At 71.1% G+C, this 24,989-nt stretch carries 21 protein-coding genes; 11 read left to right on the top strand and 10 right to left on the bottom strand.

The genetic code is table 11. From position 1 onward, the window contains the following. The first annotated feature begins 11 nt into the window (after nt 1-11). Both OCT48_RS17465 and OCT48_RS17460 read left to right on the top strand, forming a co-directional pair. Nucleotides 12-2,039 (top strand): CocE/NonD family hydrolase, encoded by a 2,028-nt coding sequence (locus OCT48_RS17465; protein WP_263590407.1) that lies wholly within the window; start codon nt 12-14, stop codon nt 2,037-2,039. Nucleotides 2,040-2,235: 196 nt separating this feature from the next. Further along, a complete protein-coding gene (locus tag OCT48_RS17460; RefSeq protein ID WP_263590406.1) occupies nt 2,236-3,603 on the top strand; it encodes an MFS transporter in 1,368 nt (455 codons plus the stop codon). Here the strand turns inward: OCT48_RS17460 and OCT48_RS17455 are convergent. Next, the gene (locus OCT48_RS17455) at nt 3,600-4,214 is read right to left on the bottom strand and encodes a flavin reductase family protein (RefSeq protein ID WP_263590405.1); all 615 of its coding nucleotides are present in this window, start codon (nt 4,212-4,214) and stop codon (nt 3,600-3,602) included. The two genes, OCT48_RS17460 and OCT48_RS17455, sit on opposite strands and share 4 nt — an antisense overlap. A 101-nt stretch (nt 4,215-4,315) precedes the next feature. Between OCT48_RS17455 and OCT48_RS17450 the strand changes: the two genes are divergently transcribed. The 5 genes from OCT48_RS17450 to OCT48_RS17430 all read left to right on the top strand — a co-directional run bounded on the left by OCT48_RS17450 (nt 4,316) and on the right by OCT48_RS17430 (nt 10,418). After that, nucleotides 4,316-4,846: a TIGR02281 family clan AA aspartic protease gene (locus tag OCT48_RS17450; RefSeq protein WP_263590404.1), complete on the top strand. Its 531-nt coding sequence runs from the start codon at nt 4,316-4,318 to the stop codon at nt 4,844-4,846. Between the two features lie 59 nt (nt 4,847-4,905). After that, nucleotides 4,906-5,214, top strand: a complete 309-nt coding sequence (locus OCT48_RS17445; RefSeq protein ID WP_263590403.1) for a monooxygenase — start codon at nt 4,906-4,908, stop codon at nt 5,212-5,214. A 32-nt stretch (nt 5,215-5,246) separates the two neighbouring features. Beyond that, nucleotides 5,247-6,281 carry an NAD(P)H-dependent flavin oxidoreductase gene (locus tag OCT48_RS17440; protein WP_263590402.1) on the top strand — a complete coding sequence of 345 codons (1,035 nt, stop codon included), beginning with the start codon at nt 5,247-5,249 and terminating at the stop codon, nt 6,279-6,281. A gap of 145 nt (nt 6,282-6,426) precedes the next feature. Next, the gene (locus OCT48_RS17435; RefSeq protein WP_263590401.1) at nt 6,427-8,115 is read left to right on the top strand and encodes a VRR-NUC domain-containing protein; all 1,689 of its coding nucleotides are present in this window, start codon (nt 6,427-6,429) and stop codon (nt 8,113-8,115) included. Beyond that, nucleotides 8,112-10,418, top strand: a complete 2,307-nt coding sequence (locus OCT48_RS17430) for an ATP-dependent DNA helicase (protein WP_263590400.1) — start codon at nt 8,112-8,114, stop codon at nt 10,416-10,418. The genes OCT48_RS17435 and OCT48_RS17430 overlap by 4 nt, the downstream gene beginning before the upstream one ends. Nucleotides 10,419-10,432: 14 nt before the next feature. On the opposite strand, the gene OCT48_RS17425 is transcribed toward OCT48_RS17430, so the two are convergent. Both OCT48_RS17425 and OCT48_RS17420 read right to left on the bottom strand, forming a co-directional pair. Continuing rightward, nucleotides 10,433-11,674 carry an amino acid deaminase gene (locus OCT48_RS17425; RefSeq protein WP_263590399.1) on the bottom strand — a complete coding sequence of 414 codons (1,242 nt, stop codon included), beginning with the start codon at nt 11,672-11,674 and terminating at the stop codon, nt 10,433-10,435. A 162-nt stretch (nt 11,675-11,836) separates the two neighbouring features. Beyond that, complete coding sequence (locus tag OCT48_RS17420; protein ID WP_263590398.1) at nt 11,837-13,654, bottom strand: monovalent cation:proton antiporter-2 (CPA2) family protein; 1,818 nt, start codon at nt 13,652-13,654, stop codon at nt 11,837-11,839. 214 nt (nt 13,655-13,868) lie between these two features. Here OCT48_RS17420 and OCT48_RS17415 point away from each other — a divergent pair, with 214 nt between their 5' ends. Further along, nucleotides 13,869-14,534 carry a cupin domain-containing protein gene (locus OCT48_RS17415; protein WP_263590397.1) on the top strand — a complete coding sequence of 222 codons (666 nt, stop codon included), beginning with the start codon at nt 13,869-13,871 and terminating at the stop codon, nt 14,532-14,534. 120 nt (nt 14,535-14,654) lie between these two features. Continuing rightward, nucleotides 14,655-14,834, top strand: a complete 180-nt coding sequence (locus OCT48_RS17410) for a PLDc N-terminal domain-containing protein (RefSeq protein ID WP_183384325.1) — start codon at nt 14,655-14,657, stop codon at nt 14,832-14,834. A gap of 6 nt (nt 14,835-14,840) precedes the next feature. On the opposite strand, the gene ligD is transcribed toward OCT48_RS17410, so the two are convergent. The 7 genes from ligD to nhaC all read right to left on the bottom strand — a co-directional run bounded on the left by ligD (nt 14,841) and on the right by nhaC (nt 23,310). Beyond that, entirely contained in the window at nt 14,841-15,791 is a 951-nt protein-coding gene (gene ligD / locus OCT48_RS17405; protein WP_263590396.1) for a non-homologous end-joining DNA ligase, read from the bottom strand. Then, on the bottom strand, nt 15,784-16,398 hold the full coding sequence (locus OCT48_RS17400; RefSeq protein ID WP_263590395.1) for a DNA polymerase ligase N-terminal domain-containing protein: 615 nt from the start codon (nt 16,396-16,398) through the stop codon (nt 15,784-15,786). Before OCT48_RS17400 ends, ligD begins: the two co-directional genes overlap by 8 nt. A 49-nt stretch (nt 16,399-16,447) precedes the next feature. Next, nucleotides 16,448-16,654, bottom strand: coding sequence for a DUF3565 domain-containing protein (locus OCT48_RS17395; RefSeq protein WP_263590394.1), 207 nt, complete (start codon nt 16,652-16,654; stop codon nt 16,448-16,450). A gap of 10 nt (nt 16,655-16,664) precedes the next feature. Beyond that, nucleotides 16,665-17,309, bottom strand: coding sequence for a CerR family C-terminal domain-containing protein (locus OCT48_RS17390; protein WP_263590393.1), 645 nt, complete (start codon nt 17,307-17,309; stop codon nt 16,665-16,667). A gap of 4 nt (nt 17,310-17,313) precedes the next feature. Further along, on the bottom strand, nt 17,314-20,418 hold the full coding sequence (locus OCT48_RS17385) for an efflux RND transporter permease subunit (RefSeq protein ID WP_263590392.1): 3,105 nt from the start codon (nt 20,416-20,418) through the stop codon (nt 17,314-17,316). A gap of 7 nt (nt 20,419-20,425) precedes the next feature. Then, nucleotides 20,426-21,538 (bottom strand): efflux RND transporter periplasmic adaptor subunit, encoded by a 1,113-nt coding sequence (locus OCT48_RS17380; protein ID WP_263590391.1) that lies wholly within the window; start codon nt 21,536-21,538, stop codon nt 20,426-20,428. 242 nt (nt 21,539-21,780) lie between these two features. Then, nucleotides 21,781-23,310, bottom strand: a complete 1,530-nt coding sequence (nhaC, locus tag OCT48_RS17375) for a Na+/H+ antiporter NhaC (protein ID WP_263590390.1) — start codon at nt 23,308-23,310, stop codon at nt 21,781-21,783. Between the two features lie 339 nt (nt 23,311-23,649). On the opposite strand from nhaC, the gene OCT48_RS17370 reads away from it, so the two are divergent. Together OCT48_RS17370 and OCT48_RS17365 are read left to right on the top strand one after the other, a co-directional pair. Then, nucleotides 23,650-24,150: an Lrp/AsnC ligand binding domain-containing protein gene (locus tag OCT48_RS17370; RefSeq protein WP_263590389.1), complete on the top strand. Its 501-nt coding sequence runs from the start codon at nt 23,650-23,652 to the stop codon at nt 24,148-24,150. Nucleotides 24,151-24,288: 138 nt separating this feature from the next. Further along, the gene (locus OCT48_RS17365; RefSeq protein ID WP_263590388.1) at nt 24,289-24,960 is read left to right on the top strand and encodes a rhomboid family intramembrane serine protease; all 672 of its coding nucleotides are present in this window, start codon (nt 24,289-24,291) and stop codon (nt 24,958-24,960) included. The last annotated feature ends 29 nt before the right edge of the window (nt 24,961-24,989 follow it).

Below are 24,989 nucleotides of genomic sequence, written 5' to 3'. Positions count from 1 at the left end.
GGAGGACACGGATGCGCATCGTCGATGAGTTTCCCCGCCGGGTCCGGGAAGAGGAGACCTGGATCCCCATGGCGGACGGCACGCGGCTGGCGGCCCGGATCTGGCGGCCGGTGGACGCCGAGGATCACCCCGTGCCGGCGATCCTCGAGTACCTGCCCTATCGCAAGCGCGACCTGACCGCCGCCCGTGATGTCCAGAGCCACCCCTACTGGGCCGGGCACGGCTATGCCGGGGTGCGGGTCGATATCCGCGGCACCGGCGAATCGGACGGCGTGCTCACCGACGAGTACCTGCCCCAGGAGCTCGACGACGGCCTGGCGATCCTCGAGTGGCTGGCCGCCCAGCCCTGGTGTACCGGCGAGGTGGGCATGGTGGGCATCTCCTGGGGCGGCTTCAACGGCCTGCAGATCGCCGCCCTGCGTCCGCCCCAGCTCAAGGCGGTGATCACCCTGTGCTTCACCGATGACCGCTACGCCGACGATATCCACCACATGGGCGGCTGCCTGCTCGGCGACAACCTGTCCTGGGCCTCGACCATGTTCGACGGCAACGCTTGCCCGCCCGACCCCGAACTGGTGGGCGAGGGCTGGCGCGAGATGTGGCGGGAACGCCTCGACGGCAGCGGCCTGTGGCTGGCCCAGTGGCTGTCTCACCAGCGGCGTGACGCCTACTGGAAGCACGGCTCGGTGTGCGAGGACTACTCACGCATCCAGTGCCCGGTCTACGCCATCAGCGGTTGGGCCGACGGCTACTGCAATGCCGTCTTCCGGCTGCTCGCGGGCCTGTCGGTGCCGCGCAAGGGACTGGTCGGGCCCTGGGCCCACAAGTACCCCCACCTGGGCGTGCCCGGGCCGGCCATCGGTTTCCTGCAGGACGCGCTGCGCTGGTGGGACCACTGGCTCAAGGGCGAGGACACCGGGGTCATGGACGAGCCCATGCTGCGCGTGTGGATCCAGGAGTCGGTGCCGCCATCGGCCCGCTATGACGTGCGTCCGGGGCGCTGGATCAGCGAGCCGAGCTGGCCCTCCCCGAACATCCAGTCAAGCTCCTTCCGCCTCACCGTGGGGCATGACCTGCTGCCCGAGGCCGATGGCGTCGACGACGAGGCGGCATTGACGGTGCGTTCGCCGCTGTCGGTGGGGCTCTTCGCCGGCAAGTGGTGCTCCTACAACGCGCCGCCCGACCTGCCCCATGACCAGCGCGACGAGGACGGGGGCTGCCTGATCTTCCAGACGCCGCGCCTCGAGGCGCCGCTGGAGATCTGCGGCCAGCCGAGGGTCGAGCTGGAGCTCGAGGCCGACCAGCCGGTGGCCATGGTGGCACTGCGGCTCATCGACATCGCCGAGGACGATAAGGCCACGCGGGTCTCCTACGGGCTGCTCAACCTCACCCACCGGGATAGCGACGAGTTCCCCGAGCCGCTGGTGCCGGGGCAGCGCTATCGCGTGACGGTCTCGCTGAAGCATATCGCCCAGCAGTTCCCGGCGGGCCATGCCATCCGCCTGTCGGTGTCCACCAGCTACTGGCCGCTGGCGTGGCCGGCGCCCCGACCGGTGCGGCTGACCGTGATCCCCGGGCTCAGCCGGCTGATCCTGCCGGTCCGGGCCCCGCGCCCGGCGGAGGAGGCCGCCCTGCCGGCCTTCGGCGAGCCCGAGGGCGCGCCGCCGATCGCCAAGACCCTGATCCAGCCGACCCAGGAGAGCTGGTGCGTGATCCGCGACCTGGCCAACGACAAGACGACCCTCGAGGTGATCAACGACGAGGGCCGCTACCGCCTCGATGATATCGCTCTGGAGATCGCCGCCCGGGTCACCGAGCGCTACAGCTATGCCTATGGCAGCTACGACAGCGTCAGCGGCTGGACCGAGTGGGAGCGCAGCTTCCGCCGCGGCGACTGGGAGGTGCGTACCCTGACCCGGACCCTGATGACCAGCGATGAGGAGAGCTTCCGGCTGCGCGCCACCCTGGACGCCTGGGAGGGCGAGACCCGGATCTACGCGCGCACCTGGGACGAGACGATTCCCCGGGATCTGGTGTAGCCCCCCGAGATTGCCGACAGGGGGCTGATCCGGGGACAGGCCTTCGAGGGGGCGCTGTAAACCCATCCCTGGCGTAGGCCCCCTCTTCGGCCTGTCCCCGGCGCCTCTGTCCTCAGCCGGTACCAGACCCAGGTGACCAATGGCCGGGGAGAACCGCGGCTGCTATCTTGGCCTCCTTTCTCGACAGGGATGCCCCATGAGCGTGATGACCGCCGGCGCGACGCCCCAGACCTGGGCCTCGCGCAAGGAAATCCTCGGCTGGGCGATGTTCGACTTCGCCAACCAGGCCTATACCCTGCTGATCATCACCGTGGTGTTCGGCGAGCTGTTCACCACGGTGATCGTCGGCGACCGCGGCGACGGCTATCGGCTGGCCAACTTGCTGTGGAGCCTGGCGCTGGCGGTGAGCTACCTGCTGGTGGTGGTCACCGGCCCCCTATGTGGCGCGGTGATGGACTACCAGGCCGCCAAGAAGCGTTTCCTGTTCGTCAGCTACCTGGCCACCGTGGGCGCCACCGCCATGCTCTACTTCGTGGCGCCCGGCTACGTGTGGCTGGGGCTCATCCTGATCGTGGTGTCGAACTACGCCTATTCCCTGGGCGAGTCCTTCATCGCCGCCTTCCTGCCGGACCTGGGGCCGCCGGAGGCGCTGGGCCGCATCTCCGGCTTCGGCTGGGCGCTGGGCTACGTGGGCGGGCTGTTCGCCGCCGGCTTCACCCTGGTGGTGCTGGGCGAGGCCAGCGCCGAGAACTTCGAGCGCATCCGCTGGGTGGGGCCCTTCGCCGCGGCCTTCTTCCTGGTCACCGCCATCCCCACCTTCCTGTGGGTTCGGGAGCGCGGCACTCCCCAGCCGCCGGGCAAGGCCTACCGGGAGATCGCCTGGGAGCGGGTCTCGACGACCCTGCACGAGCTCCGGCGGTTCCGTGACCTGGCCACCTTCCTGGTCTCGCTGCTGTTCTCCATGGCCGGCGTCTACATCATCATCGCCTTCGCCTTCATCTACGGCGCCCAGGTGATCGGCTGGGACGAGTCCATCCGCAACATCATGTTCATCATCGTGCAGATCACCGCGGCCATCGGCGCCCTGGGCTTCGGTTTCATCCAGGATCGCATCGGCACCCGGGTCACCTACCTGATCACCCTGGCGCTGTGGGTGGCGGCGATCCTGGCCATCTGGGCCACGCCGCAACTCACCGCCTGGCTCAATGCCGGGCTGGGGCTCGGCTGGGAGGCCCAGCACCTGTTCCTGGTGGTGGGCTGCCTGGCGGGGCTCAGCCTGGGCTCCAGCCAATCCGCCAGCCGCGCCCTGGTGGGGCTGTTCTCCCCGCAGCGCAAGGCCGCCGAGTTCTTCGGCTTCTGGGGCCTGGCCAACAAGCTGGCCGGGGTGATCGGCATCATCGGGCTGGGCCTGCTGCAGTCGGTGGTCGGGCTGAAGGCCTCCATCCTGCTCTGCGCCGCGCTGTTCATCGTCGCCATCCTGATCTGCCTGGGCGTCAACCAGGCCCGCGGCCAGCAGGCGGCCAGGGACTGGGAGGCACGCAACGGCGCCTCCCAGTCCCCCTAGGCCGGGCGCGTCAGGGCGAAGCGGTCGGTGCAGCGGCTGTAGTCGGCGCCGGCCAGGCGGCCGATGGGGCGCAGGGTCTCGATATCCAGGTGGCGGCCGTTCCAGACCGCGGCGTCGGCATGGATAACCGTCACCTCGGCGAGCACCAGATTGCCGGCCATGGGCCGGTCGCCGAAGCGGATCACCTCGCGAACTCGACAGCCGAAGGCCACCGGGGCTTCCTCGATCCGCGGCACCCGCAGGTCGCCCAGGGGGGCCTTGGTCAGGCCGGCATGGGCAAACTCCTCCTCGCCCCGGGGCAGGCTGGCGCTGGTGGCGTTGAGGGCCTCGGCCAGGGCCTCCCCGCCGATGTGGACCACGCACTCCGCGACCTCGTCGAGATTGTGGATGGTGTCCTTGGCGGCCCCCTCGCCGTTGATCAGGGGAGAGAACGCCAGTATCGGCGGGTCGACGCTGGCCACGTTGAAGAACGAGAAGGGTGCCAGGTTGGCCCGGCCCGACGCGTCCACGGTGGCGACCCAGGCGATGGGACGTGGTGCGATCGCCCCGGAGAACAGCCGATACAGGGTGCCGGCGTCGAGGCCGTCGACGAAGAGGGGGGCATCGCTCATGGGGCGTGTCCTCGGCGTTGGGGAAGGGGCCTCATCCCAGCATGGGCAGGCGCGGGCGTCCAGTGGCATCATGCCAAAGGGGGACGCGACGGGGACGGCGAATGGGCGACGAGCGACACGGGGTGAGGCGCACCGGGCTTGGCATGATGCTGGTGTTCTGGGGGCTGTTCATCGGCCTCGGCAGCTGGTGGCTGCAGGACGTGCTGGTGCGTCGCGAGAACCCCAACGCCCACCTGGTCGATGCCGTGGCCGGCGATACCCTCGCCCTGGAGCGCAACGTCTCGGGCCACTTCGTGGCCACCGGCCGCATCAACGGCGAGCCGGTGCGCATGCTCCTCGATACCGGGGCCACCTACGTGGCCGTGCCCGCCGGCCTGGCCGACCGGCTGGGCCTGACCCCCGAGGGCTCGGCCTGGTTCTCCACCGCCAACGGCCGGGTGCGCGGCCAGCTCACTACCCTCGACGAGATCAGCCTCGGCGGCTTCACCGCCCGCGACGTGCGCGGCTCCATCAGCCCCGGTCTCGAGGAGGGCGGGGTGCTGCTGGGCATGAGCTTCCTCGGTCGCTTCGATATCGAGATTCGCGGCGAGCGGATGGTGTTGCGGCTGCCGCAGCGCGGTGAGGCGCCCTGACTGGCAGGCGGCCGTCGAGACGCTATGCTGGGAGCCGCATTCTCGATGTTGGAGGCCCCATGGCCGTGATCCTGCAGATCCACTTTCCCTTCCCGGGCCCCTTCGGCGAGGCGATGACGGATGCCCTGACGCCGCTGGCCCAGGGCATCAACCAGGAACCCGGCCTGCGCTGGAAGGTCTGGACCGAGTCGGCGGAGCGCCACCTGGCCGGCGGCGTCTACCTGTTCGATGATGCCGCCAGCGCCGAGGCCTACCTCGACAAGCACAGCGCGCGACTGGCCGACATGGGCATCGAGGGCATCCGCGCGGAGATCCTCGAGGTCAACGAGGGCCTGACGGCGATCAACCACGGGCCGCTCGGCGGCTGATCCTCCTGACCCGTCTCGACAAGGAGTCCGCTATGTCATGGATGAACACGCTCGGCCTGCGCTGGCCGATTCTTCAGGCCCCCATGGCCGGCGCCCAGGGCGTCGAGCTCGCGGCCGCCATCGCCGAGGCCGGGGGGCTCGGTGCCCTGCCGGCCGCGATGCTCGGACCGCAGGCGCTGGATGCGGCCCTGCATGACTACCGTGGCCGCACCTCGCGGCCCCTCAACGTCAATGCGTTCTGCCACCGCCTGCCGGTCCCCGATCCCGAGGCGCTGCAGCGCTGGCAGGCCGCGCTCGCGCCCTACTATGCGGAGTACGGACTGGAGGCGCCCGAGCCGCCGGCCGGCCCCGGGCGGCGGCCCTTCGACGATGCGGCCTGTGAGGTGCTGGAAGCTCATCGCCCCGCGGTGGTGAGCTTCCACTTCGGCCTGCCGGACCCCGAACTGCTGGCAAGGGTCAAGGCCTGGGGAGCCTGGGTACTCTCGAGCGCCACCACCGTGGAGGAAGCCCGCTGGCTGGAGGCCCATGGCGCCGATGCGATCATCGCCCAGGGCCTGGAAGCCGGCGGCCACCGGGGCATCTTCCTGAGCGAGGACCTCACCACTCAGGTCGGCACCCTGGCGTTGCTGCCCCAGGTGGTCGAGGCCGTCGACGTGCCGGTGATCGCCGCCGGCGGCATCGCCGGCCCGCGCAGCGTGGCGGCGGCGCTGGCCCTGGGCGCCTCGGCGGTGCAGGTGGGCACGGCCTTCCTGGCGTGCCCGGAGACCACCATCGGCGAGCTTCACCGGCAGGCCCTGACGTCGGACGAGGCCCGTCATACCGCCCTGACCAACCTCTACAGTGGCCGTCCGGCCCGCGGCATCGTCACCCGGCTGATGCGCGAGCTCGGTCCCCTGAGCGAGCTCGCGCCGGCCTTCCCCCTGGCCACGGCGGCCATCGCGCCGTTGCGGGCCGCCGCCGAGGCCGCCGGGCGCAGCGACTTCTCGCCGCTCTGGGCGGGGCAGGACACCAGCGGTTGCCGTGCGGTGCCGGCGGCCGAGCAGCTGCGTTGGCTGGCGGGGGAGTAGGGCTAACGCCGTCAGTCGTCGACAGGTCAATCCATACATACCTGGCCCCCCTCGACGACCTGTCCCCGGCGACTCTCGATGCGATTGTCCTGAGCGGATGAAGGCATACTCTGACGCTCGGGCGGCGGGCTGGTACCATGGATGCATGAACAGTGTCACGTCCGCCACCAGCGCCACGGCCTCCCTGGACGATCCCTTCTACTACCTGGCCAACTTCCAGTACGTGCTGGACTGGGTGGGCGGGCGCCATGGCGACCTGCTGAGCGACGCCGAGCGGGCCTTCCTCGATGCCTTCCCGCGCCTGCCGCGAGCCTCCCGGGCGTTGCTGGTGCGCATGGTGATGCGCAAGGGCGAGCACTTCCGGACCGCCCGGCTCGCCTACGCCGAGATCGGCGATACTGCCGGCGCCCTGGCGCCGCTGGTGGCGGCCGGCTGGGTGGATGCCGACCCGCTGCTGTCCCTCGACGAGCTGTTCCGCCAGCTGCGCCTGCCCGAGCTGCGCCAGGCCCTGGCCGGGGAGATCACCGCCGCCGGGCTGGCTGCGGGCAGCGCCAAGGCCGTGCTGCAGGCGGCGCTGGCGCCGCGGCTGACCGAGTCCCGATCGCTCAGCGACTGGTGGCCCGAGGTGCCCGACGAGGTGGTGCGGCTGGAGGTCATGGCGCTCTGCGACCGCCTGCGACTGATGTTCTTCGGCAACCTGCGCCAGGACTGGGCGGAGTTCGTGCTCGCCGAGCTCGGCCTGCAGCGCTTCGAGACGGTGCCCTTCGCCGCGGATTCCCGGGCCTTCCAGCGTCGGGACGAGGTCGACGCCTACCTGGCCCTGCACCGGCTCCGCGAGCGCCTCGACGACGGCGAGTGCCCGCTGGCCCTGGTGGCCGAGGTGCCGGGGCGGCCCGACAATCCCTGGCTGGCCGCCCGACGCGCCCGGCTGCTGTGGCACCTGGGCCGCGAGGCGGAGCGCCGGGGCGAGGAGGAGACGGCGCTGGGCTGCTACGCCGAGGCCGGCGCCGGCGAGGCGCGCATCCGCCGCTGGCGGCTGCTCGAGCGGCGCGGCGAGCATGCCCAGGCCCTGCAACTGGTCGAGGCGGCCGAGCAGGCGGGCGCGCTCGGCGAGCCGGAGGCGCAGGCCCTGGCGCGCCTGCGTCCGCGGCTGTGCCGCAAGCTGGGACGGCCGCTCCCGCCCGGGGCGCCGGAGCCCCGACCCGCGCGGCTGGACCTGCGGCTGGTGCCGGGACTCGGTGGCGTCGAGCGGACCGTGGCCGAGCATCTGGGGCACGACGCGGCGCCGGTGCACTATGTCGAGAACACCCTGGTTACCGGGCTCTTCGGACTGCTCTGCTGGGAGGCGATCTTCGCGCCGCTGCCCGGGGCCTTCTTCCATCCCTTCCACCATGGACCGGCGGACCTCGGCCGCGCGGACTTCGTGGCCCGGCGCCGCGCTCGCTTCGACGCCTGCCTGGCCGAACTCGACGACGGCCGTTACCGTGACACCATCCGGGCCCGCTGGCAGGCCAAGCAGGGCCTGGCCTCGCCCTTCGTGCACTGGGAGGCGCTGTCCGAGCCGTTGCTCGAGCAGGCACTGGCCTGCCTGCCGGCCGCTCACCTGCGGGCCTGCTTCGAGCGGCTGCTGGCCGATCCCCGGGCCAACCGCGCCGGCCTGCCGGACCTGATCCAGTTCTTCCCCCCGGCCGGACCCGACACGCCCCGCTACCGGCTGATCGAGGTCAAGGGCCCGGGAGACCGGCTGCAGGACAATCAGCGGCGCTGGCTGGCCTTCTTCCATGCTCACGACATTCCGGTGGCGGTGTGCCATGTCGCCTGGGAGACCCCATGAGCGGGGCGAATGCCACGCCGGGCTATCGCGTCGCCGTCCGTGCCCTGTGCGAGTTCACTGCTCGGGAGGGCGACCTGGACCATCGCTTCACCCCGGCGCCCAGCGCCCGGGAGGGCATCGAGGGCCATGCCCGGGTGACGGCTCGGCGCGGCGAGGGCTACGAGGCCGAGCTGCCGCTGGCCGGGCAGCGGGAAGGCCTGGCGGTGGCCGGTCGCGCCGATGGCTATGACCCGGCGGCCAACCGCCTGGAGGAGATCAAGACCCACCGCGGCAGCCTCGCGCGCATGGCCGACAACCAGCGCGCCCTGCACTGGGCCCAGGTGGAGGTCTACGGCGCCCTGCTGTGCGCCGCGCGGGGCCTGCCGCGGCTGACCCTGGCGCTGGTCTACCTGGACATCGCCAGCGGCCGCGAGACCGTGCTGACCCGGGAGGCCTCCGCCGCCGAGCTCGAGGCCGTCCTCGCGCGGCATTGCCGGGATTTCCTGGCCTGGGCCGAGCAGGAGGCGGCGCATCGCGACCACCGCGACACGGCGCTCGCGCGGCTCGCCTTCCCCCACGAAGCCTTCCGCCCCGGCCAGCGCCAGCTGGCCGAGGACGCCTACCGGGCCGCGGCCACCGGGCGCTGCCTGCTGGTGGAGGCGCCCACCGGCATCGGCAAGACCCTGGGGGCGCTGTATCCCACCCTTGCCGCCATGCCCCGCCAGGGGCTCGATCGCCTGGCCTTCCTGACCATGAAGACCCCGGGGCGGCGCCTGGCCCTGGATGCCCTGGCGGCCCTCGGCGCCGCCCAGGGCGAGGGCCGCCTGCCGCTGCGGGTGCTGGAGCTGGTGGCCCGGGACAAGGCCTGCGAGCATCCCGACCGGGCCTGCCACGGCGAGGCCTGCCCGCTGGCCGAGGGCTTCTACGACCGGCTGCCCGCGGCGCGCCGGGCGGCCGTGGCCCGCGGCTGGCTGGACCGGGCCGCGCTGCGCGAGGTGGCCCTCGCCCATCGGGTCTGCCCCTACTACCTGGGCCAGGAGCTGGCACGCTGGTGCGACGTGCTGGTGGGCGACGTCAACAACTACTTCGACGCCAGCGCCCTGATCCATGGCCTGGCCCGGGCCGACGGCATCCGGCTCGGCCTGCTGGTGGACGAGGCCCACAACCTGGTGGAGCGCGCCCGGGGCATGTACAGCGCCGAGCTCGACCAGCGGCGGCTCAACCGGCTGCGCAAGGCCGCCCCGCCCGCCCTGTCGCGGCCCCTGGGCCGCCTGGCCCGGCGCTGGCAGGCCCTGCTGCGCGAGGTCGACGACCGCGACTGGCAGGCCCTGGAGACCATGCCCCGGGGGCTGCTCGGGGCCCTGCAGCAGGCGGTCTCGGCGGTCACCGACTACCTGGGGGAGCATCCGGCGGGCGGCGAGGTGGCGCTGCAGGAGTTCCTCTTCGAGGCGCTGGCCTTCACCCGGCTGGCCGAGGCCTTCGGCGAGCACTCGCTGTGCGAGCTGCGTCGCCCGGGCCGCGGCCGGGCCGTGCTCGCCCTGCGCAACCTGGTGCCGGCGGACTTCCTGGCGCCGCGCTTCGCCACCGCCCACTCGGCGGTGCTGTTCTCGGCCACCCTGAGCCCGCCGGCCTACCACCGCGACCTGCTCGGCCTGCCCGGCGACACCGTCGCCCGCCGGGTGGCTGTGCCCTTCGCCGCCGAGCAGCTCGAGGTGCGGCTGCGTACCGACATCTCCACCCGCCTCCGGGACCGGGAGGCCTCGCTGACGCCCATCGTCGCCGAACTGGCCGACCAGTACCGGCGCCGCCCGGGCCACTACCTGGCCTTCTTCAGCAGCTTCGCCTACCTGGAGGCGGCGCTGGCGCGCCTGCGCGAGGCCTGGCCGGCGATCCCGGTGCGCGCCCAGCATCGTGGCATGGACGAGAGCGAGCGGGAGGCCTTCCTCGCGGGCTTCGACCCGGGGGGCGCGGGGATCGCCTTCGCGGTGCTCGGCGGCGCCTTCGCCGAGGGCATCGACCTGCCCGGGGAGCGGCTGATCGGGGCCTTCGTCGCCACCCTCGGCCTGCCGCCCTTCGACCCCCTCAACGAGGCCCTCAAGGCGCGCCTCCAGGCCCGCTTCGGCCGCGGTGACGACTACGCCTACCGGGTGCCGGGGATGATCAAGGTGGTCCAGGCCGCGGGCCGGGTGATCCGCGGCCCCGAGGATCGCGGCGTGGTGGTGTTGATGGACGACCGCTTCGCCCGCCGCGAGAACCGGGCGCTGCTCCCCGACTGGTGGCGGTTGCACTCGTGTGGCTCGGCCGCCGCCAGCGCGGGCCGATGAGGCGCCGCGGAAACCTAGAAGCGGGTTTCCCAGGTCTCCAGGACTCGCAGCCGCTCGTCGACCAGGTGGATCCGGCGCCACTTGTCGAAGGTCAGGCAGGGGTGGGAGACGCCGAAGGCGACGATGTCGCCGACCCGGACGTCGTCCGCGCCCTCGGGCAGGGCGATGAAGGTGTGCTGGTCCATCAGCCTGGTCACCCGCCAGCCGGCCACCGACAGCGGCGCCTCGACGTCGCCGCCTTCCCGATAGCGCACCAGCGGCTCGGGCGGCTGGTCGACGCCGATGTCGCGCTTGCCGAGCGCCACGATGGCGAGCCCCGGCTCCGGCAGCGACTGCACCTGGGCGTAGACCTCGAGCGCCGGGCGCAGGCCCTCGTGCAGGTCCGGGCGTCGTGACAGCACGCCGCGCTGGGCCTCGCGATAGATGCCGTGGTCATGCACCACGTAGCAGCCCGGGCGCAGCACCGGGGTGAAGCGCCCCTCCAGCCCGCCGTCGCGGAAGGCCTCGGCGATCAGGTCGTACCAGGCCGAGCCCGAGGCGGTGACGATCGGCGCCGCGACGCCCAGCAGCCCCTCCTTCTCCAGCCGCTGGACATCGGCCACCAGGCGCCCGGCATAGGCGCGGATGCCGGCCGCCGGGTCGTCGCCGTGGACCACGCCCTCGTAGCCCTCCAGGCCGGCCAGCGTCAGGCCCGGCCGCGCGGCGATCTCGCGGGCCAGCGCGAGGACCTCCTCGTCGCGGCGGCAGCCGCAGCGCCCGCCGTCCACGCCGACCTCGATCAGCACGGGAAGCGTCAGGCCGGCCTCGGTGAAGAACTCGCCCAGCTGGGCCACGTTGTCGTGTCCGTCCACGGTCACGTAGAGCTCGGCGCCGGCGCGGAGCAGTTCGGCGGCGATGGCCATGTTGGCGCGGCCGACGAGCTGGTTGGCCAGCAGCAGTCGCGTCGCGCCCTCGGCGAAGGCGGCGCGGCACTGGGGCAGGGTGGCCAGGGTGATGCCCCAGGCGCCGGCCTCGAGCTGGCGGCGAAACAGCGCCGGGGTCATGGTCGTCTTGCCGTGGGGCGCCAGTTCGGCCCGGTGACGGCGGGCGAAGTCCTGCATCCAGGCCAGGTTGTGGGCCAGCGGCGCCTCGTGGATGACGGCGGCGGGCAGGCTGACGTCGGCCAGCAGGTCGCGGCCGGTCTCCAGGGTGCCCTTGTGGCCGCCTTGCCAGGCGGGGGACGTCGTCGGCGATGCGTCGGCAGTGGGGTGAGTCATGCGGGGCTCCGGTGAAGGGCGGTGGGTCTCTATCATACGACCGCGATGGTCGACCCGGCGCGTCGTGGACTAGGTTCCTTGTCGGCAATGTTCATGGTTACTGTCAGAGGAAACGCCCCATGAGCCAATGGAGCGGCGTCCTTTCCGGCATCGCCACTCGGCTCAACGCCGCTCCGCGGGGCGCTCGGGGGCGGTGGTGGCGACGTCCTCGTCGGCCTCGAACAGTTCCTCGAGTTCCCGGGCGGCCTGCTGGATGGTCTGCATCTGCTGCTGCTTGTTGCCGAAGACCTCGAGCTGGCGCAGCAGCGCCCGCTCGTCGTGGGGACGGAAGGTGTCGATGGTGTGCTGGGCCTGGTCGCGGGGGATGCCCAGGCCGACCAGCACCTCCCGGGTCAGTTCCAGGCTCGCCGGCATCAGCTCGCGGATGATGTCGTTGACCCCGGCGCGCATCAGCAACTGGGCGTGATAGCGGTCCCGGGCCCGGGCATAGAGGCGCAGGTGGGGAAAGCGTCGCCGGACCCGCTGGACGATGCGCATCGAGGCCTCGATGTCCCCCACCGCCACCACCAGCACCCGGGCCTGGTCGGCGCCGGCGGCCTCGAGCAGGTCCAGCCGCGAGGCATCGCCGAAGTAGACCTCGTTGCCGTAGCGGCGCACGAACGCGACATGGTCGGCGTTGATGTCGAGGACCGTGTAGGGAATCTTCAGCCCCTGCAGGATGCGCCCCATGATCTGACCGAAGCGCCCGAAGCCGGCGATGATGATCTGCGGCGAGGTCTCCGGCGGGCGGTCGAAGTCGCGGCGCGGCCGACGGGTCTTGAACAGCGGGCGCACCAGCCGGGCATGGGCCAGGAAGAGCACCGGGGTGGCGGCCATGGACAGCGAGACCACCAGCACCAGCAGGCCGACCAGCGCCGGGTCCAGCAGGGCGGCGGCGCCGGCCGCGGTGAGCAGCACGAAGCCGAACTCGCCGCCCTGGGAGAGCAGCGCGCCGAGGTTCAGGCCGGCGCGCCAGCCCGTGCCGTAGGCCCGGGCCGCGGCCACCACGCTCAGCCACTTGGCCACCAGCAGCAGCGCCGTGAGGGCGAGGATCAGGCCCGGCCGCTCGGCCAGCAGGCCGATCTGGGCGGTCATGCCCACCGCCATGAAGAACAGCCCCAGCAGCAGCCCCCGGAAGGGCTCGATGTCCGCCTCGATGCTGTGGCGGTACTCCGAGTCGGCCAGCAGTACCCCGGCGATGAAGGCCCCCAGGGCCATGGACAGCCCGGCCAGCTCCATCAGCAGGGCGGCGCCGATCACCACCAGCAGGGCGGTGCCGGCGAACACCTCGCGGCTGCGGGTGGCGGCGGCGAAGCGGAACAGCGGCCTCAGCAGGTAGCGCCCGCCGACGATCAGCCCGGCGAAGGCGCCCACGGCCACCAGCACCTCGCCGAGCAGCGCGAACCAGCCGTCGGCCATGGGCGAGCCGGCGGCCAGCAGCGGGATGACGGCGAGGACCGGGATCGCCGCCAGGTCCTGGAACAGCAGCAGGGCGAAGGCATAGCGGCCGTGGCGGCTGGCGAGCTCGCCACGCTCGCCCAGCAGCTGCAGCACCAGGGGCGTGGAGCACAGCCCCAGGCTGAAGCCCACCACCAGGGCGGCGGAGGGCGCGAGGCCCAGGGCCAGGGCGCCGAGGGTGAGCACGAAGGTGGTCACCGCCACCTGCAGGCTGCCGAAGCCGAACACCGCCTTGCGCATCAGCTTGAGGCGGGCCGGCTTGAGTTCCAGGCCGATCACGAACAGCAGGAAGACGATGCCCACCTGGGAGAACTGCAGCACCGCCTCGGCATCCGGCACCAGGCCCAGCACCGAGGGACCGATGACCACGCCGGCGACCAGGTAGCCGAGTACCTCGCCGAGCCCCAGCCGCTTGACCAGCGGCACGATCAGCACGGCGGCGGCGAGAAAGATCAGGATGTTGTAGAGCAGGTCGATGGCCAAGGCGTCGTCCTTTCGTGGTCGAGTGATCACGCATACCCGAGGGGATCTTACCGCATGGGGCTGCCTCCCTCTCTCCGAACACGTTGCAATAAGCGGGCCATCTCACACCCCGCTCGGGGCTGGGGCGATCCGCGCTGCGGATGACGCGGATCGTTGGCTGGGCGAGAATGCCGGCAAGGCGGGGCGGCGTGCCCCGCGCTACAGGAGAGCCCCGATGCGACTCAACGCCGATTTCCAGGCACGCGTGGTGATCACGCCGGACCAGTATCGCTGGGTGGCCTCGCCCACGCCCGGTGTCGAGCGGATGATGCTCGATCGTGTCGGCGAGGAGGTGGCCCGGGCCACCTCCCTGGTGCGCTATGCGCCGAACAGCCGCTTTCCGCGCCACGAGCATGGCGGCGGCGAGGAGATCCTGGTGCTGGAAGGCGAGTTCGCCGACGAACATGGCACCTACCCGGCGGGCTGCTACCTGCGCAACCCCATCGGCACCTCCCATGCGCCCCGGGTCGGCGAGCAGGGCGCGACGATCTTCGTCAAGCTGCATCAGTTCGCGGCGGCGGACACCGCGCAGACGGTCATCGACACCCGGGTCGGCACCTGGCAACCGGGCCGGGGCAAGGGCGTCGAGGTGATGGCGCTGCACGACTTCGCGGGCGAGCACGTGGCCCTGGAGCGCTGGGCCCCGAACACCCGCTTGCCGCCCCGTGCCCATCCGGGCGGCGAGGAGATCCTGGTGCTCGAAGGCCGATTCCATGACGAGCATGGCGCCTACCCCGCCGGCAGCTGGCTGCGCCGCCCCCCTGGCCGCCGGCATAGTCCCTTCACCGGCGAGGACGGCGCGCTGCTCTACGTCAAGGCGGGCCACCTGCCGCCCGACTGAGGTGCCGGGGCGTGACGGGCGCCGGCAACTCGCCGACGGCCGCGATTGTGCGTTTCATGGCCGCTGTGCTACCCCTATGAGCGGCACTTCGTCGAAGGGAAACGGACAAGGAGGCATCTCATGGGTATCGAAGTCGGTGGCCTGCTGGGCCTGATCTGGCTGATCATCATCATCTGGGCCATCGTCAAGGTGGCCAAGAGCTCGGCGGGTGGCCTGGCCAAGCTGATCTGGATCCTGGTCCTGCTGTTCTTCCCGCTGGTCGGGTTGATCATCTGGTTGCTGTTCGGCCCCAAGGGCTAGCCGGGCTCAGCCTTCCTCATCGGCGGGGGCCTCGCGGTCCAGCAGGGTCGCGAGCGCCTGGCGATGCGCGTCCAGCCGGTATCGTCGTTTGCCCAGGTCCCGCCAGGGATCCGCCTTCTGGCCCAGGCGGCGCAGCAGGTTGCCTAGCGTCCAGTCCCGCGGAGCCGCGCCGCCCTCGACCTCCGACCATGACAAGGGCGTGGCTACCGGGGCGCCCTCCCGCGCGCGTACCGCATAGGGCGCCACCGCAGTGGCCCCGTAGGCGTTGCGCAGCACGTCCAGGAACAGCCGTCCGCGTCGCTGGGCCTTGCGCTGGGCCAGGGTATAGCGGGCCGGCTGGCGCCGGACCAGCACCCGGGCGACATCCCGGGCAAAGCCTCGCACGGCGTCGAACTCCTCGCCGCCGTCGAGTGGCACCACCACGTGGAAGCCCCGTGAGCCGGTCGTCTGCACCCAGGCAGTCATCGACAGTTCCGCCAGGAGGTCGCGCAGATCCAGGGCGGCGCGGCGCACCACGGCGGCATCCTCGGTGCCCTCGGGCGGGTCGAGGTCGAAGATCATCCGGTCGGGATGCTCGAGGTCGTCGGCCGGTGACAGGTACCGATGGGGCGTGATCATGGCCTGGTTCGCCAGGTAGACCAGGGCCGCCCGGGAGTCGATGAGCGGCGCCAGGAAGTGGCCTCCCTCGCGCTTGGGAAAGCGCACCCGTGGGATCCAGCCGGGGAAGTACGCCGGGGCATCCTTCTGGTAGAACCCCTCGCCGTCGAGGCCGTCGGGAAAGCGCTGCAGGCTGACCGGGTGATGGGCGAGGTGCGGCACCAGGGTGGCAGCGACCTTGTCGTAGTAGTCGATCAGGTCGCCCTTGGTCTGGCGGGTCCCGGGGAAGAGCACCTTGTCGCGGTGCGAGATCGCCAGGCTGTGCCCGTCGATGGTGATCGACTCGCCTGCCTCAGGCATCGTCCGTCCCCTCCTCGGCGGCGATCTCCTCCAGGGTGCGCCCACTGACGACCGAGGCGGGCTCGGTGGAGACGGGGTTGCGCCGCGCATCCGCGGCCTCATCGTCGATCTTGACCAGCAGCCAGTCCTTGCCCTTCTCCAGGCGGGTGTGGATCAGCGCATAGCCGCCGCGCAGCTTCTCGCCCTCCAGCCAGATCGTGGCGTGGCCGTCGGCGAGCTGCTCGGCGACCGAGGGCGCGTCCTCGCCCTCCTTGAGGTTGCGGTAGTGGCCGCGGTCCCAGATCAGCACGCGGCCGGCGCCGTACTGGCCCGCGGGGATGACCCCCTCGAAGTCGGCATAGGCGAGGGGGTGGTCCTCGGTGGGAATGGCCAGGCGCTTGACCCGCGGGTCGGTGGAGGGGCCCTTGGGCACCGCCCAGGACTTGAGCACCCCGTCCACCTCGAGGCGGAAGTCGTAGTGGAGGGTGGAGGCGGCGTGCTGCTGGATGACGAAGATCGGCCGGTCGTCGTCCCCGCCGCGGCGGGCCTCCTCGCCCATGGGTTCACGGGTCTGGCGCGGGTCGCGCTTCCGGCGGTAGCGGGCGAGCTTGTCATCGGACGAGGCCATGGCACTCGCTCCTCTCGGGACCTGTCTCCCTCAGTCTAGCGTGCGGGTGTCAGGGGCTGTCCCCTGGCTCGCCCCGCTCGCACTTGACGCAGTCGAGCGCCAGGCCGAGCCGCGAGCGCCGGCCTTCCGCGGTGGTCACCCAGGGGCGCTCGACCCAGGGCGGCTGGTGGCGGACGTGCTGGTTGTGGCCGCAGGCCAGCTCGGCCACCCAGTGGCCGTCGTCGTCGCGGTGATAGCCGATGATCGCCTGGCGCATGGTGAGCTCCTCAATCCTCCGGGGCGGCGTAGAGCCGCAGATGGCCCTCGACCACCGCCTCGATGTCGGCCAGGGTCGCCGCATCGAAGGCCGTCATGCCCAGGCGGCGCAGCAGGGGCTCCCGGCCCACCAGGAAGAACACGACCTGGCCGACCAGGGTGTGGGTCTCGAGGATCACGCGCCGGTCGTCGGGGGCGCGCTCGGTGAGCCGGCCGATCAGGCCGCTCAGGGTCGTCTGGACGACGGCGAACGCCCGTGCCTGGAGGATCTCGAAGGCCTCGCTGGGGTTGACCTGCTCGCGCATCACCAGCAGCAGCCACTGGCGGCAGTCGTCGTCCTCGGCGAAGGTGCGCACCATGCGCCGCACCACGACCCGCAGTTCGGCCAGGGCGGTGTCGCGGTCCGCGGGGGGCGGCGCCACCTCCTCGAGCGCCAGCCGCTGGCGCAGCTGATCGGCGATGTAGCCGGCCGCCGCCAGGTAGAGGCCGTGCTTGTTGTCGAAGTGATAGGCGATGGAGCCGATGTTGGCGCCAGCCTCCTCGGCCAGCATGCGGGTGGTGGTGGCCTTGTAGCCGTGCTCGCCGAACAGCCGGATGGCGGCCTGGATCAGCCGGGCACGGGTGTCGGTGGGCTCGGGTGTAGCGAGTCGGGCCATGACGTCAGGCTCCCCTGGGCGGTGCGCGGGTGTCGATGCCGAAGAAGTGGGTGTAGAGCACGGGGACCACGCCCAGGCTCATGATGGTCCCGACGCCGAGCCCGAAGGCCATGGCCCCGGCCATGCCGTAGAACAGCGGATCGCGGCCGATGATCAGCGGCAGGAAGCCGAGGATGGTGGTGATCGCCGACATCAGGATCGGTCGCAGGCGCCGCGCCGAGGCCTTGACCACGGCGTCACGTCCCGACAGCGCCGAATCCTGGCGCTCGATATCGATGCGGTCGATCAGCACGATGGCGTTGTTGATGATGATGCCGGCCAGGCTGTAGATGCCGAGCAGCACCATGAAGCCGAAGTTGGCCCGGGTGGCGAGCAGGCCCAGCGCCACGCCGACGATCACCAGCGGGATGGTGGCAACGATCACCAGGGGGCGCTTGAAGGAATTGAACTGGGCCACCAGCAGCACGAAGATCAGCCCGAGGCACAGCGGCAGGTTGGCCTGCAGGGCCGCCTGGCCCTCCCTGGATTCCACCACCACGCCGTCGAACTCGAGCCAGTGGCCCGGCGGCAGGGTGGCTTCCAGCGCGTCGAGGGATGTCGCCACCCGCGGCACCATGTCCTCGGCGGTGAGGCGCTGGTGGCGGCCCTCCACGGTGATGGTGCGCACCAGGTTCTCGCGGTCGATGCGGTAGTAGCCGTTGTCGAGTTCGATGTCCGCCACCTGGTTGAGGGGCACGCCGGGCCCGGGGGTGCCCAGCGGATAGACGGTGAGCGACTTGAGCCGGGCGATGCTCTGGCGATGCTCGTCGGCGTAGCGCAGCATCACGGGGATGATGTCGTCGCCCTCCCGGTAGTGGCTGAGGTGGTAGCCGTCGATGGCGCCGGTGAGCGACTGGGCGATGTCCTCGGAGGTGATGCCGGCGTTGCGCGCCCGGGCCTGGTCGACCTCGATGGTCAGCGACGGGATCCGTGCCTCCCAGCTCTGGCGCACGTCGCGAGCGCCGTCGAGGCCGCCCAGGATGGCCTCCACTTCCTGGGCGGCGGCGAACAGCACCTCCCGGTCCGGGCCCTTGACCTGTACCTGCAGCAGGGTGCTGTCCGAGGGGCCGAGGAACATCCGCGTGACCTGGGGCGAGAGGTCGGGGTGGCGGGTGGCCAGGTAGTCGCGGGTGGCGTGGATGACCGCCTCGACCCGGTCGCGGCCGGCCACGTTGAGGACCAGGAAGCCCTTGTTGGGGGAGGGGTCGATGGGCGTCAGCGAGAGCACGAAGCGCGGCCCGCCGAAGCCCGCGTAGGCGGCCACTCCGGTGACGTCGGCGGTCAGCGAGGGGGCCTCGAGCAGCTCGCGACTCAGTGCCTGGACCCGCCGGTCGGTGGCGTTCTCGGCGATGTCCGAGGGGAAGTCGAGGGTCACCAGCACCTGGTTGCGGTCCGAGTCCGGGAAGAACTTCTGGGGTACCAGCTGCATCATCGCCACCCCGGCCACCAGGGTCAGGGCCATGGCGGTCAGGAACAGCCCCCGGTGGTGCAGCATCCGGGCCAGCAGCCGGCCGTAGCGCCGCGATACCCAGCCGAAGGCCCGGTCGGAGAGGTTGGGGCCGCCGTCCGTGGGCTCCCCGGGCGCGGCGGCGCGGCGCGGCGCCTTGAGGAAGCGGTGGCACAATGCCGGGGTCACCGTCAGCGACAGGAACCAGGAGCTCAGCAGGGTGATGGCGATGACGATGGAGATCGAGCGGGTGTACTCGCCGGCGGCGTGCTCGGCGAGCATCAGCGGCAGGAACACCAGGATGGTGGTCAGGCTGGACGACAGCAGCGGCAGCGCCAGCTCGCCGCCGGTCTCCTTCAGCGCCTGATCGCGGCTGCTGCCCGCCTCCAGGCGGGTCTTGAAGTCTTCGGCCACGACGATGGCGTTGTCCACCAGCAGGCCGAGGGCGATGACCAGGGTGGCCAGGCTGGCGCGCTGCAGGGTGATGTCCATCAGGCCCATCACGGCGAGCGTCGCCAGCATCACCGTGGGGATGATCGAGCCGACGATCAGCCCGGTGCGCACGCCGAGGAAGAGGATCACCACCCCCAGCACGATGGCCAGCGTCTGTAGCACGCTCTGGGTCACCCCGTAGACGGCGTTGGCCACCTGCTCGGGCTGGAAGGTCATGATGTCCAGGCGATAGCCCGCCGGCAGGGTGGCGCGCAGCTCGTCCAGCCGCGTCCGGACGGCCCGGCCGTAGTCCAGCACGCTGCGGCCCTCGAGCATGGAGACGGCGAAGACGATGGCCGGCTCGCCGTTGAAGTAGGCCGGCTTGTCCACCGGGTCCTGGTAGCCGCGGCGGATCTCGCCCAGGTCGCGCAGGCGCAGGGTGCCGCCGTCGGGCAGCCGCAGCTCGGTGTCGCCCAGCGCCTCGAGGCTCGTGAACTCGCCGCTGACCTCCAGGGCCAGGCGCTGGTCCCCCGCCTCCAGCACGCCCCCCGGCGGGAAGATGTTGCGCCGCTGGATCTGGGCGGCCAGGTCGCCGGGGGTGAGACCGAGCTCGGCGAGGCGCGCCTCGGCGATGTCGATGAACACGCGCTGGCCCTGTAGGCCCAGCAGCTCCACCTTCTTGGTGCCCGGTACGCCGTAGAGGGCGGCGCGGACGTGCTCGGCGATCTCCTGCTGCTCGGCCTGGGGGAAGTCCTCGGCGGTGAGCGCCGCGGTGACCACCGCCACGTCGCCGAAGTCGTCATTGAACACCGGATCCCGGGTGCCGGCGGGCAGGGCGGGGCGCGCCGCCTCGACCTTCTGGCGTACCTCGTCCCAGATCTGTTCCAGGTCGAAGTAGCGGTCCTGGATCTCGACGTGGAGGATCGAGCGGCCGCGCATCGAGGTCGAGCGAATCTCCTCCACCTCGCCGACGGCACGGATGCTCTCCTCCAGGGGCTTGGTGATGTTCTCCTCCACCTGGGCGGCCGGCAGGCCGGGGAAGGCGGTGGTGACCACCGCCTCGCGCACGGTGATCGCCGGGTCCTCCCGGGCCGGCAGGGTGAAGTAGCTGTACAGGCCGAACAGCATGGCCAGCAGGGTGGCCAGGTAGAAGACGGGCCTTCGGCGGTAGGCGATCTGGCTCAGGTTCATGGCGGCCTCAGTTGTAGCGTTCCGGCCCCTCGCCGAGCAGGCTCACTGCCTGCCCGGCACCGACGAACTCGGCCCCGCGAGCCACGATGCGCTCGCCGGCGGCGAGGTCGCCGCGCACCAGGGCCCGGCCGTCGTCGATCGCCACCACCTCGATTTCGACCCGCTCCAGGCGGCTGGCCTCGGTGATGCGCAACACATGGGCCCGATCCTCTCCCGTGTAGACCAGGGCGGTGAGCGGTACCGGCAGGGTCGCGTCGGCGTCCGGCTCGGCCAGCGACAGCGCCACCTGGGCGGTCATCCCGGAGCGCAGGCCGGCGGGGGGAGCGTCCACGGCCAGGATCACCGGGTAGTCGTTGGAGGAGCGCGGCTGGGTGCCCAGGTGGCGCAGGGTGGCGGGGCTCGCGGCGCCGCCGAGTGCCGGGACGATGACCTCGTGGCGCGAACCTTCCTCGAGGGCGCCGACCAGGGTCTCGGGCACGCTGGTTTCCACCTCGAAGCCTTCCCGGTCGGAAATCACCTCGAGGATCGGCTGACTGGCGCCGACCCGTTCGGCGGGCTCGGCATGGCGCCGGCTCACCGAACCGTCGAAGGGCGCCTCCAGGGCGGTCAGCGTCAGGTCGCGCTCGGCCAGCTCCCGGGCCGCCTCGGCCGAGGCGTGGCGCGACTCGGCGGTGCCCATGGCGGCTCGGGCGGCGTCCAGCCGCGTCTCGCTGACGTAGCCCTTCTCGGCCAGGCTGGCCTGGCGGCGATAGTCCTGGCGCTTCTCGCGCAGCACGGCCTCGGCCTCGCGGAGTTCGGCGCGGCGCTGCCGGGCCACCAGGCGATAGCGCTCGTCGTCGAGTGCCGCCAGCACCTCGCCGGCGGCGAAGCGCTCGCCCACGTCCACAGTCAGGCGGCGGATCTCGCCGGGGATCTCGAAGCTCAGCGAGGTGCGTTCGGCGGCCTTGACCCGGCCCGAGAGGCGGGTGATGGCGGTCCCGTTGCCGGCCTGGATGACGTGGCTATCCACCACCGTGGGCGGCGGCTCGGAGGGTGGTCCAGCCTCCGGCGAGCAGCCCGTGGCCAGCCATGACAGGACGGCCAGCATCCCCCAGAGGGCCGAAAGGCGGTTGAACGGCATGGGCGCGCTCCTCGCATGCGATCGCCGGGCATCGGCATGCCCGAGGCGTTGCCGGCAGTGTATTAATCATTTGATTAAATCGCAATTCCGCCGGACATCGAGTCGCTCCCTGCCGAGGTGTTCCCCTCTAGCCGGGCCCGCCGCCGACGGTTGCCGGGCGCAACGACGGCGCCCCGCCCGGCAGGGCCGGGCGGGGCGTCTCCTTGAGGTCCCGGCCGCTTGCGCCGGGGGATGTCGTGTCGTCAGCTCGAGGCGGTCGGGCTGGTCGCGGGGGTGACGCCGGCCGCGCCCGCGGCCCCCAGGTCGGTGGCGATGGCCTCGTCCTGCGCCTGCCACAGTTCGCGCTCCGCCTCGCTGGCCCTGGGCGAGAACAGCCCGGTCTGCGCATAGATCAGCCCGATCACCGGCGACAGCCAGCAGGCGAAGGCCAGCGGGATGTACAGCAGGTTCTCGACATTGCCCTCGACGATGCCCAGCCCCAGCGCGCTGATCACGAAGGCCCCGCCGGCGTTCCAGGGAATCAGCGGGGAGACCAGGGTGCCGCCTTCCTCGATGGCCCGGGACAGGTTCAGGGTCGAGTAGCCCAGGCCCCGATAGGTGGGCGCGTACATGCGGCCGGGCAGGGCGATGGAGAGGTAGGGGTCGCCGGCGACCAGGTTGGTGGCGACCGAGGTCAGCACCGCCGAGGTCTGCACGCCCTTGAAGCTGCGCACCCGGGTCATGATGGCGCGGATGATCGCCTCCAGGCAGCCGGTCTTCTCCAGCGCGCCGCCGAAGCCCAGGGCGATGAGGATCAGCGAGATGGTCCACATCATCGATTGGATGCCGCCGCGGTTGAGCAGGCTGTCGATGGCGTCGATGCCGGTCTCGATCCCGTAGCCACTGTTGGCGTAGGTGAGCAGGTCATGCACGCCGACCCCTTGAGCGAGCATGGCGGTGACCGCCCCGGCCAGCACGCCGGCGAACAGCGAGGGGATGGGCGGCATGCGCTTGACGGCGAGCACGATCACCAGCAGCGCCGGCAGCAGCAGCCAGGGCGAGATGGTGAAGTTGGCCTCCAGTGCGGCGGTGATGGCCGTGATCTTGTCGAAGGAGGCGGCCTGGTCATCGATCAGGGTGAAGCCCGCCACCAGGTAGATGACGAAGGCGATCAGCATCGACGGGACCGTCGTCGGCATCATGTTCTTGATATGGGAGAAGACGTCGGTACCGGTGACGGCCGGGGCGAGGTTGGTGGTGTCCGACAGCGGCGAGACCTTGTCGCCGAAGAAGGCGCCCGAGACGACGGCGCCGGCGGTCCAGTACACCGGGATGTCGAAGCCCGCGCCGATGCCCATCAGCGCCAGGCCCACGGTGCCCACGGTGCCCCAGGAGGTCCCCAGCGAGACCGAGACCACCGAGCAGAGCAGCATGGCTGCGGCCAGGAAGATGGCCGGCGAGAGCAGCGTCAGGCCGTAGTAGATCAGGGTCGGCACGGTGCCGCTGGCGATCCACACGCCGATGATCATGCCCACGCAGATCAGCACGGACACCGAGGGCAGGGAGACGTGGATGACGTGGAAGACCCCTGCCTCGATATGCTTCCACTTGAACCCCAGCCTGATGCCCACCAGGGAGGTGATGGCCAGGCCGATGGCCAGGGGAATGTGCGGGGTGAAATCGCCGAAATAGAACAGCTGGATGCCGAGCACCAGCAGGGTCAGCACCACGGGGGTCAGGGCCAGTGCCAGACTGGGCTTTTGATACTGTATTGATGTTGTTGTGTCTTTCATGGGGTTGTCCTTCGGTGTGAAGTGCGCTTCGTGGCTTCTTGTTGGTCGTGACGCAGCGAACCGTTGCTTCGCGATCCTCCCTCGTTGCTTGGCGCCCGTGACTGGCGCGGTGTGATCGGTCATGGCCGGCGGTGGATGACCATCCCCTGTCCCGGGGGCCATTCCCGGCCAGAAGGCTGCCGTTCCCGCGAGGTGAGACGCCGAGCCTCACCTGGTGCGGCCTGGCGGTTCCTGCTGAAGCCTTCTAGCCTGATTGTTAGCCACTATGGCTAGGAATTGGCTCTAAAAAATCCTGCTGATATTTACCTTTGTCCTTCATGTGAGGTTCAGATAGGCAATATGGCTAGCAAGGAAGGGCAGCTGGATCGCATCGACCGACGCATTCTCCAGCAACTTCAGGAACATGGGCGACTGCCCATCGTGGAGCTGGCCGCTCGGGTGAATCTCACCAAGACGCCCTGTGCCCAGCGCGTGCGGCGGCTCGAGCAGGCCGGCATCATCCGCGGTTATCGGGCCGACCTGGACCCGCAGCAGTTGGGGGCAGGCCATGTGCTGGTGGTGCAGGTGACCCTGGACAAGACCAGCGAGGATGCCCTCGAGCAATTCAATCGCGCGGTGCGCCTGATTCCCGAGGTGCAGGCCTGCTACATGGTGGCGGGGAATTTCGATTACCTGCTGAAGGTGCGCACCCAGGACATCACGGAGTATCGAGCCGTGCTGGGCCAGCAGATCGGCAGATTGCCGAACGTGCACCAGACTCATTCCTATATCGTGATGGAACTCGTGAAGGACGACGTGACGGTACCGATATCCCTCGATACCCCGTCCCGGGCGGAGTGACACCCGGCGACTCGGGCGGCCGGGAACGACGCGGGCGTCACTGCCCGGCGGGGGCGATGCCGGCGTGCCCCTTGAGGGTTGCGCCCGGGCTCCGGGGCCGCCACCTTGAAGACGAGCGGCTCATCGGGAGGGGAGAGGATGCGACGGGAACGCGAGGGCCCGGAAGGGAGGGAGCGTCGCGGGCCGTCCGTGGTCGGCCTGCTGCTGCTGGTGAATGGCCTGAGCTTCCTGATCGAGATGGCCTTGCCGGGATGGATCTTCCCGCGCCTGGCCCTCTGGCCGCTGGGCCCGGTGCCGGCGGACCTGGCCCTGCCGCCGGACATGCCGCTGGGCGAGTTCCACCTCTGGCAGCTGCTGAGCTACGCCTTCCTCCACGGCAGCCTCTTCCACCTGGGCATCAACATGTTCGTGCTGTGGATGTTCGGCAGCCCGCTGGAGCGTGACTGGGGCAGCCAGCGCTTCGCCGCCTATTACGTCCTCTGCGTGCTGGCGGCGGGGGCGGTGCAGTTGGTGGTGGTATCGACGGGGGCGTACGCCCCCACGGTGGGGGCCTCGGGAGGCGTCTACGCGCTGCTGTTGGCCTTCGGCATGCGCTATCCGAACCAGTACATCCTGCTGCTGATCCCGCCGATCCCGATGAAGGCCAAGTACTTCGTGATCGTCATCGGCCTGGTCGAGCTGTGGTCCGGCATCGCCGGCACCCGCCAGGGCGTGGCCCACTTCGCCCATCTGGCGGGGATGGTGGCGGGGCTGGTCCTGATGCTCGCCTGGCGGCAGCGGCCCCCGCCCGTCGATCGTCGGCACGGGTAGTGGGCGTGCGAGCGGTGCTCGCCCGCCAG

The sequence above is a fragment of the Halomonas sp. M4R1S46 genome (genome assembly GCF_025725685.1).
Taxonomy (GTDB): Bacteria; Pseudomonadota; Gammaproteobacteria; order Pseudomonadales; family Halomonadaceae; genus Halomonas.
This window is presented reverse-complemented; position numbering and strand designations above follow the sequence as displayed.

Excerpts from the sequence above, each read along its gene's own strand:
- OCT48_RS17455 (WP_263590405.1), bottom strand. The coding sequence starts at position 4,214 with ATGAGCGATGCCCCCCTCTTCGTCGACGGCCTCGACGCCGGCACCCTG.
- OCT48_RS17410 (WP_183384325.1), top strand. The coding sequence starts at position 14,655 with ATGGGTATCGAAGTCGGTGGCCTGCTGGGCCTGATCTGGCTGATCATC.
- OCT48_RS17425 (WP_263590399.1), bottom strand. The coding sequence starts at position 11,674 with ATGACTCACCCCACTGCCGACGCATCGCCGACGACGTCCCCCGCCTGG.
- OCT48_RS17465 (WP_263590407.1), top strand. The coding sequence starts at position 12 with ATGCGCATCGTCGATGAGTTTCCCCGCCGGGTCCGGGAAGAGGAGACC.
- OCT48_RS17365 (WP_263590388.1), top strand. The coding sequence starts at position 24,289 with ATGCGACGGGAACGCGAGGGCCCGGAAGGGAGGGAGCGTCGCGGGCCG.
- OCT48_RS17370 (WP_263590389.1), top strand. The coding sequence starts at position 23,650 with ATGGCTAGCAAGGAAGGGCAGCTGGATCGCATCGACCGACGCATTCTC.
- OCT48_RS17460 (WP_263590406.1), top strand. The coding sequence starts at position 2,236 with ATGAGCGTGATGACCGCCGGCGCGACGCCCCAGACCTGGGCCTCGCGC.
- OCT48_RS17450 (WP_263590404.1), top strand. The coding sequence starts at position 4,316 with ATGGGCGACGAGCGACACGGGGTGAGGCGCACCGGGCTTGGCATGATG.
- OCT48_RS17415 (WP_263590397.1), top strand. The coding sequence starts at position 13,869 with ATGCGACTCAACGCCGATTTCCAGGCACGCGTGGTGATCACGCCGGAC.
- OCT48_RS17380 (WP_263590391.1), bottom strand. The coding sequence starts at position 21,538 with ATGCCGTTCAACCGCCTTTCGGCCCTCTGGGGGATGCTGGCCGTCCTG.
- OCT48_RS17445 (WP_263590403.1), top strand. The coding sequence starts at position 4,906 with ATGGCCGTGATCCTGCAGATCCACTTTCCCTTCCCGGGCCCCTTCGGC.
- OCT48_RS17440 (WP_263590402.1), top strand. The coding sequence starts at position 5,247 with ATGTCATGGATGAACACGCTCGGCCTGCGCTGGCCGATTCTTCAGGCC.
- OCT48_RS17385 (WP_263590392.1), bottom strand. The coding sequence starts at position 20,418 with ATGAACCTGAGCCAGATCGCCTACCGCCGAAGGCCCGTCTTCTACCTG.
- ligD (WP_263590396.1), bottom strand. The coding sequence starts at position 15,791 with ATGCCTGAGGCAGGCGAGTCGATCACCATCGACGGGCACAGCCTGGCG.
- OCT48_RS17390 (WP_263590393.1), bottom strand. The coding sequence starts at position 17,309 with ATGGCCCGACTCGCTACACCCGAGCCCACCGACACCCGTGCCCGGCTG.
- OCT48_RS17395 (WP_263590394.1), bottom strand. The coding sequence starts at position 16,654 with ATGCGCCAGGCGATCATCGGCTATCACCGCGACGACGACGGCCACTGG.
- OCT48_RS17400 (WP_263590395.1), bottom strand. The coding sequence starts at position 16,398 with ATGGCCTCGTCCGATGACAAGCTCGCCCGCTACCGCCGGAAGCGCGAC.
- OCT48_RS17430 (WP_263590400.1), top strand. The coding sequence starts at position 8,112 with ATGAGCGGGGCGAATGCCACGCCGGGCTATCGCGTCGCCGTCCGTGCC.
- nhaC (WP_263590390.1), bottom strand. The coding sequence starts at position 23,310 with ATGAAAGACACAACAACATCAATACAGTATCAAAAGCCCAGTCTGGCA.
- OCT48_RS17435 (WP_263590401.1), top strand. The coding sequence starts at position 6,427 with ATGAACAGTGTCACGTCCGCCACCAGCGCCACGGCCTCCCTGGACGAT.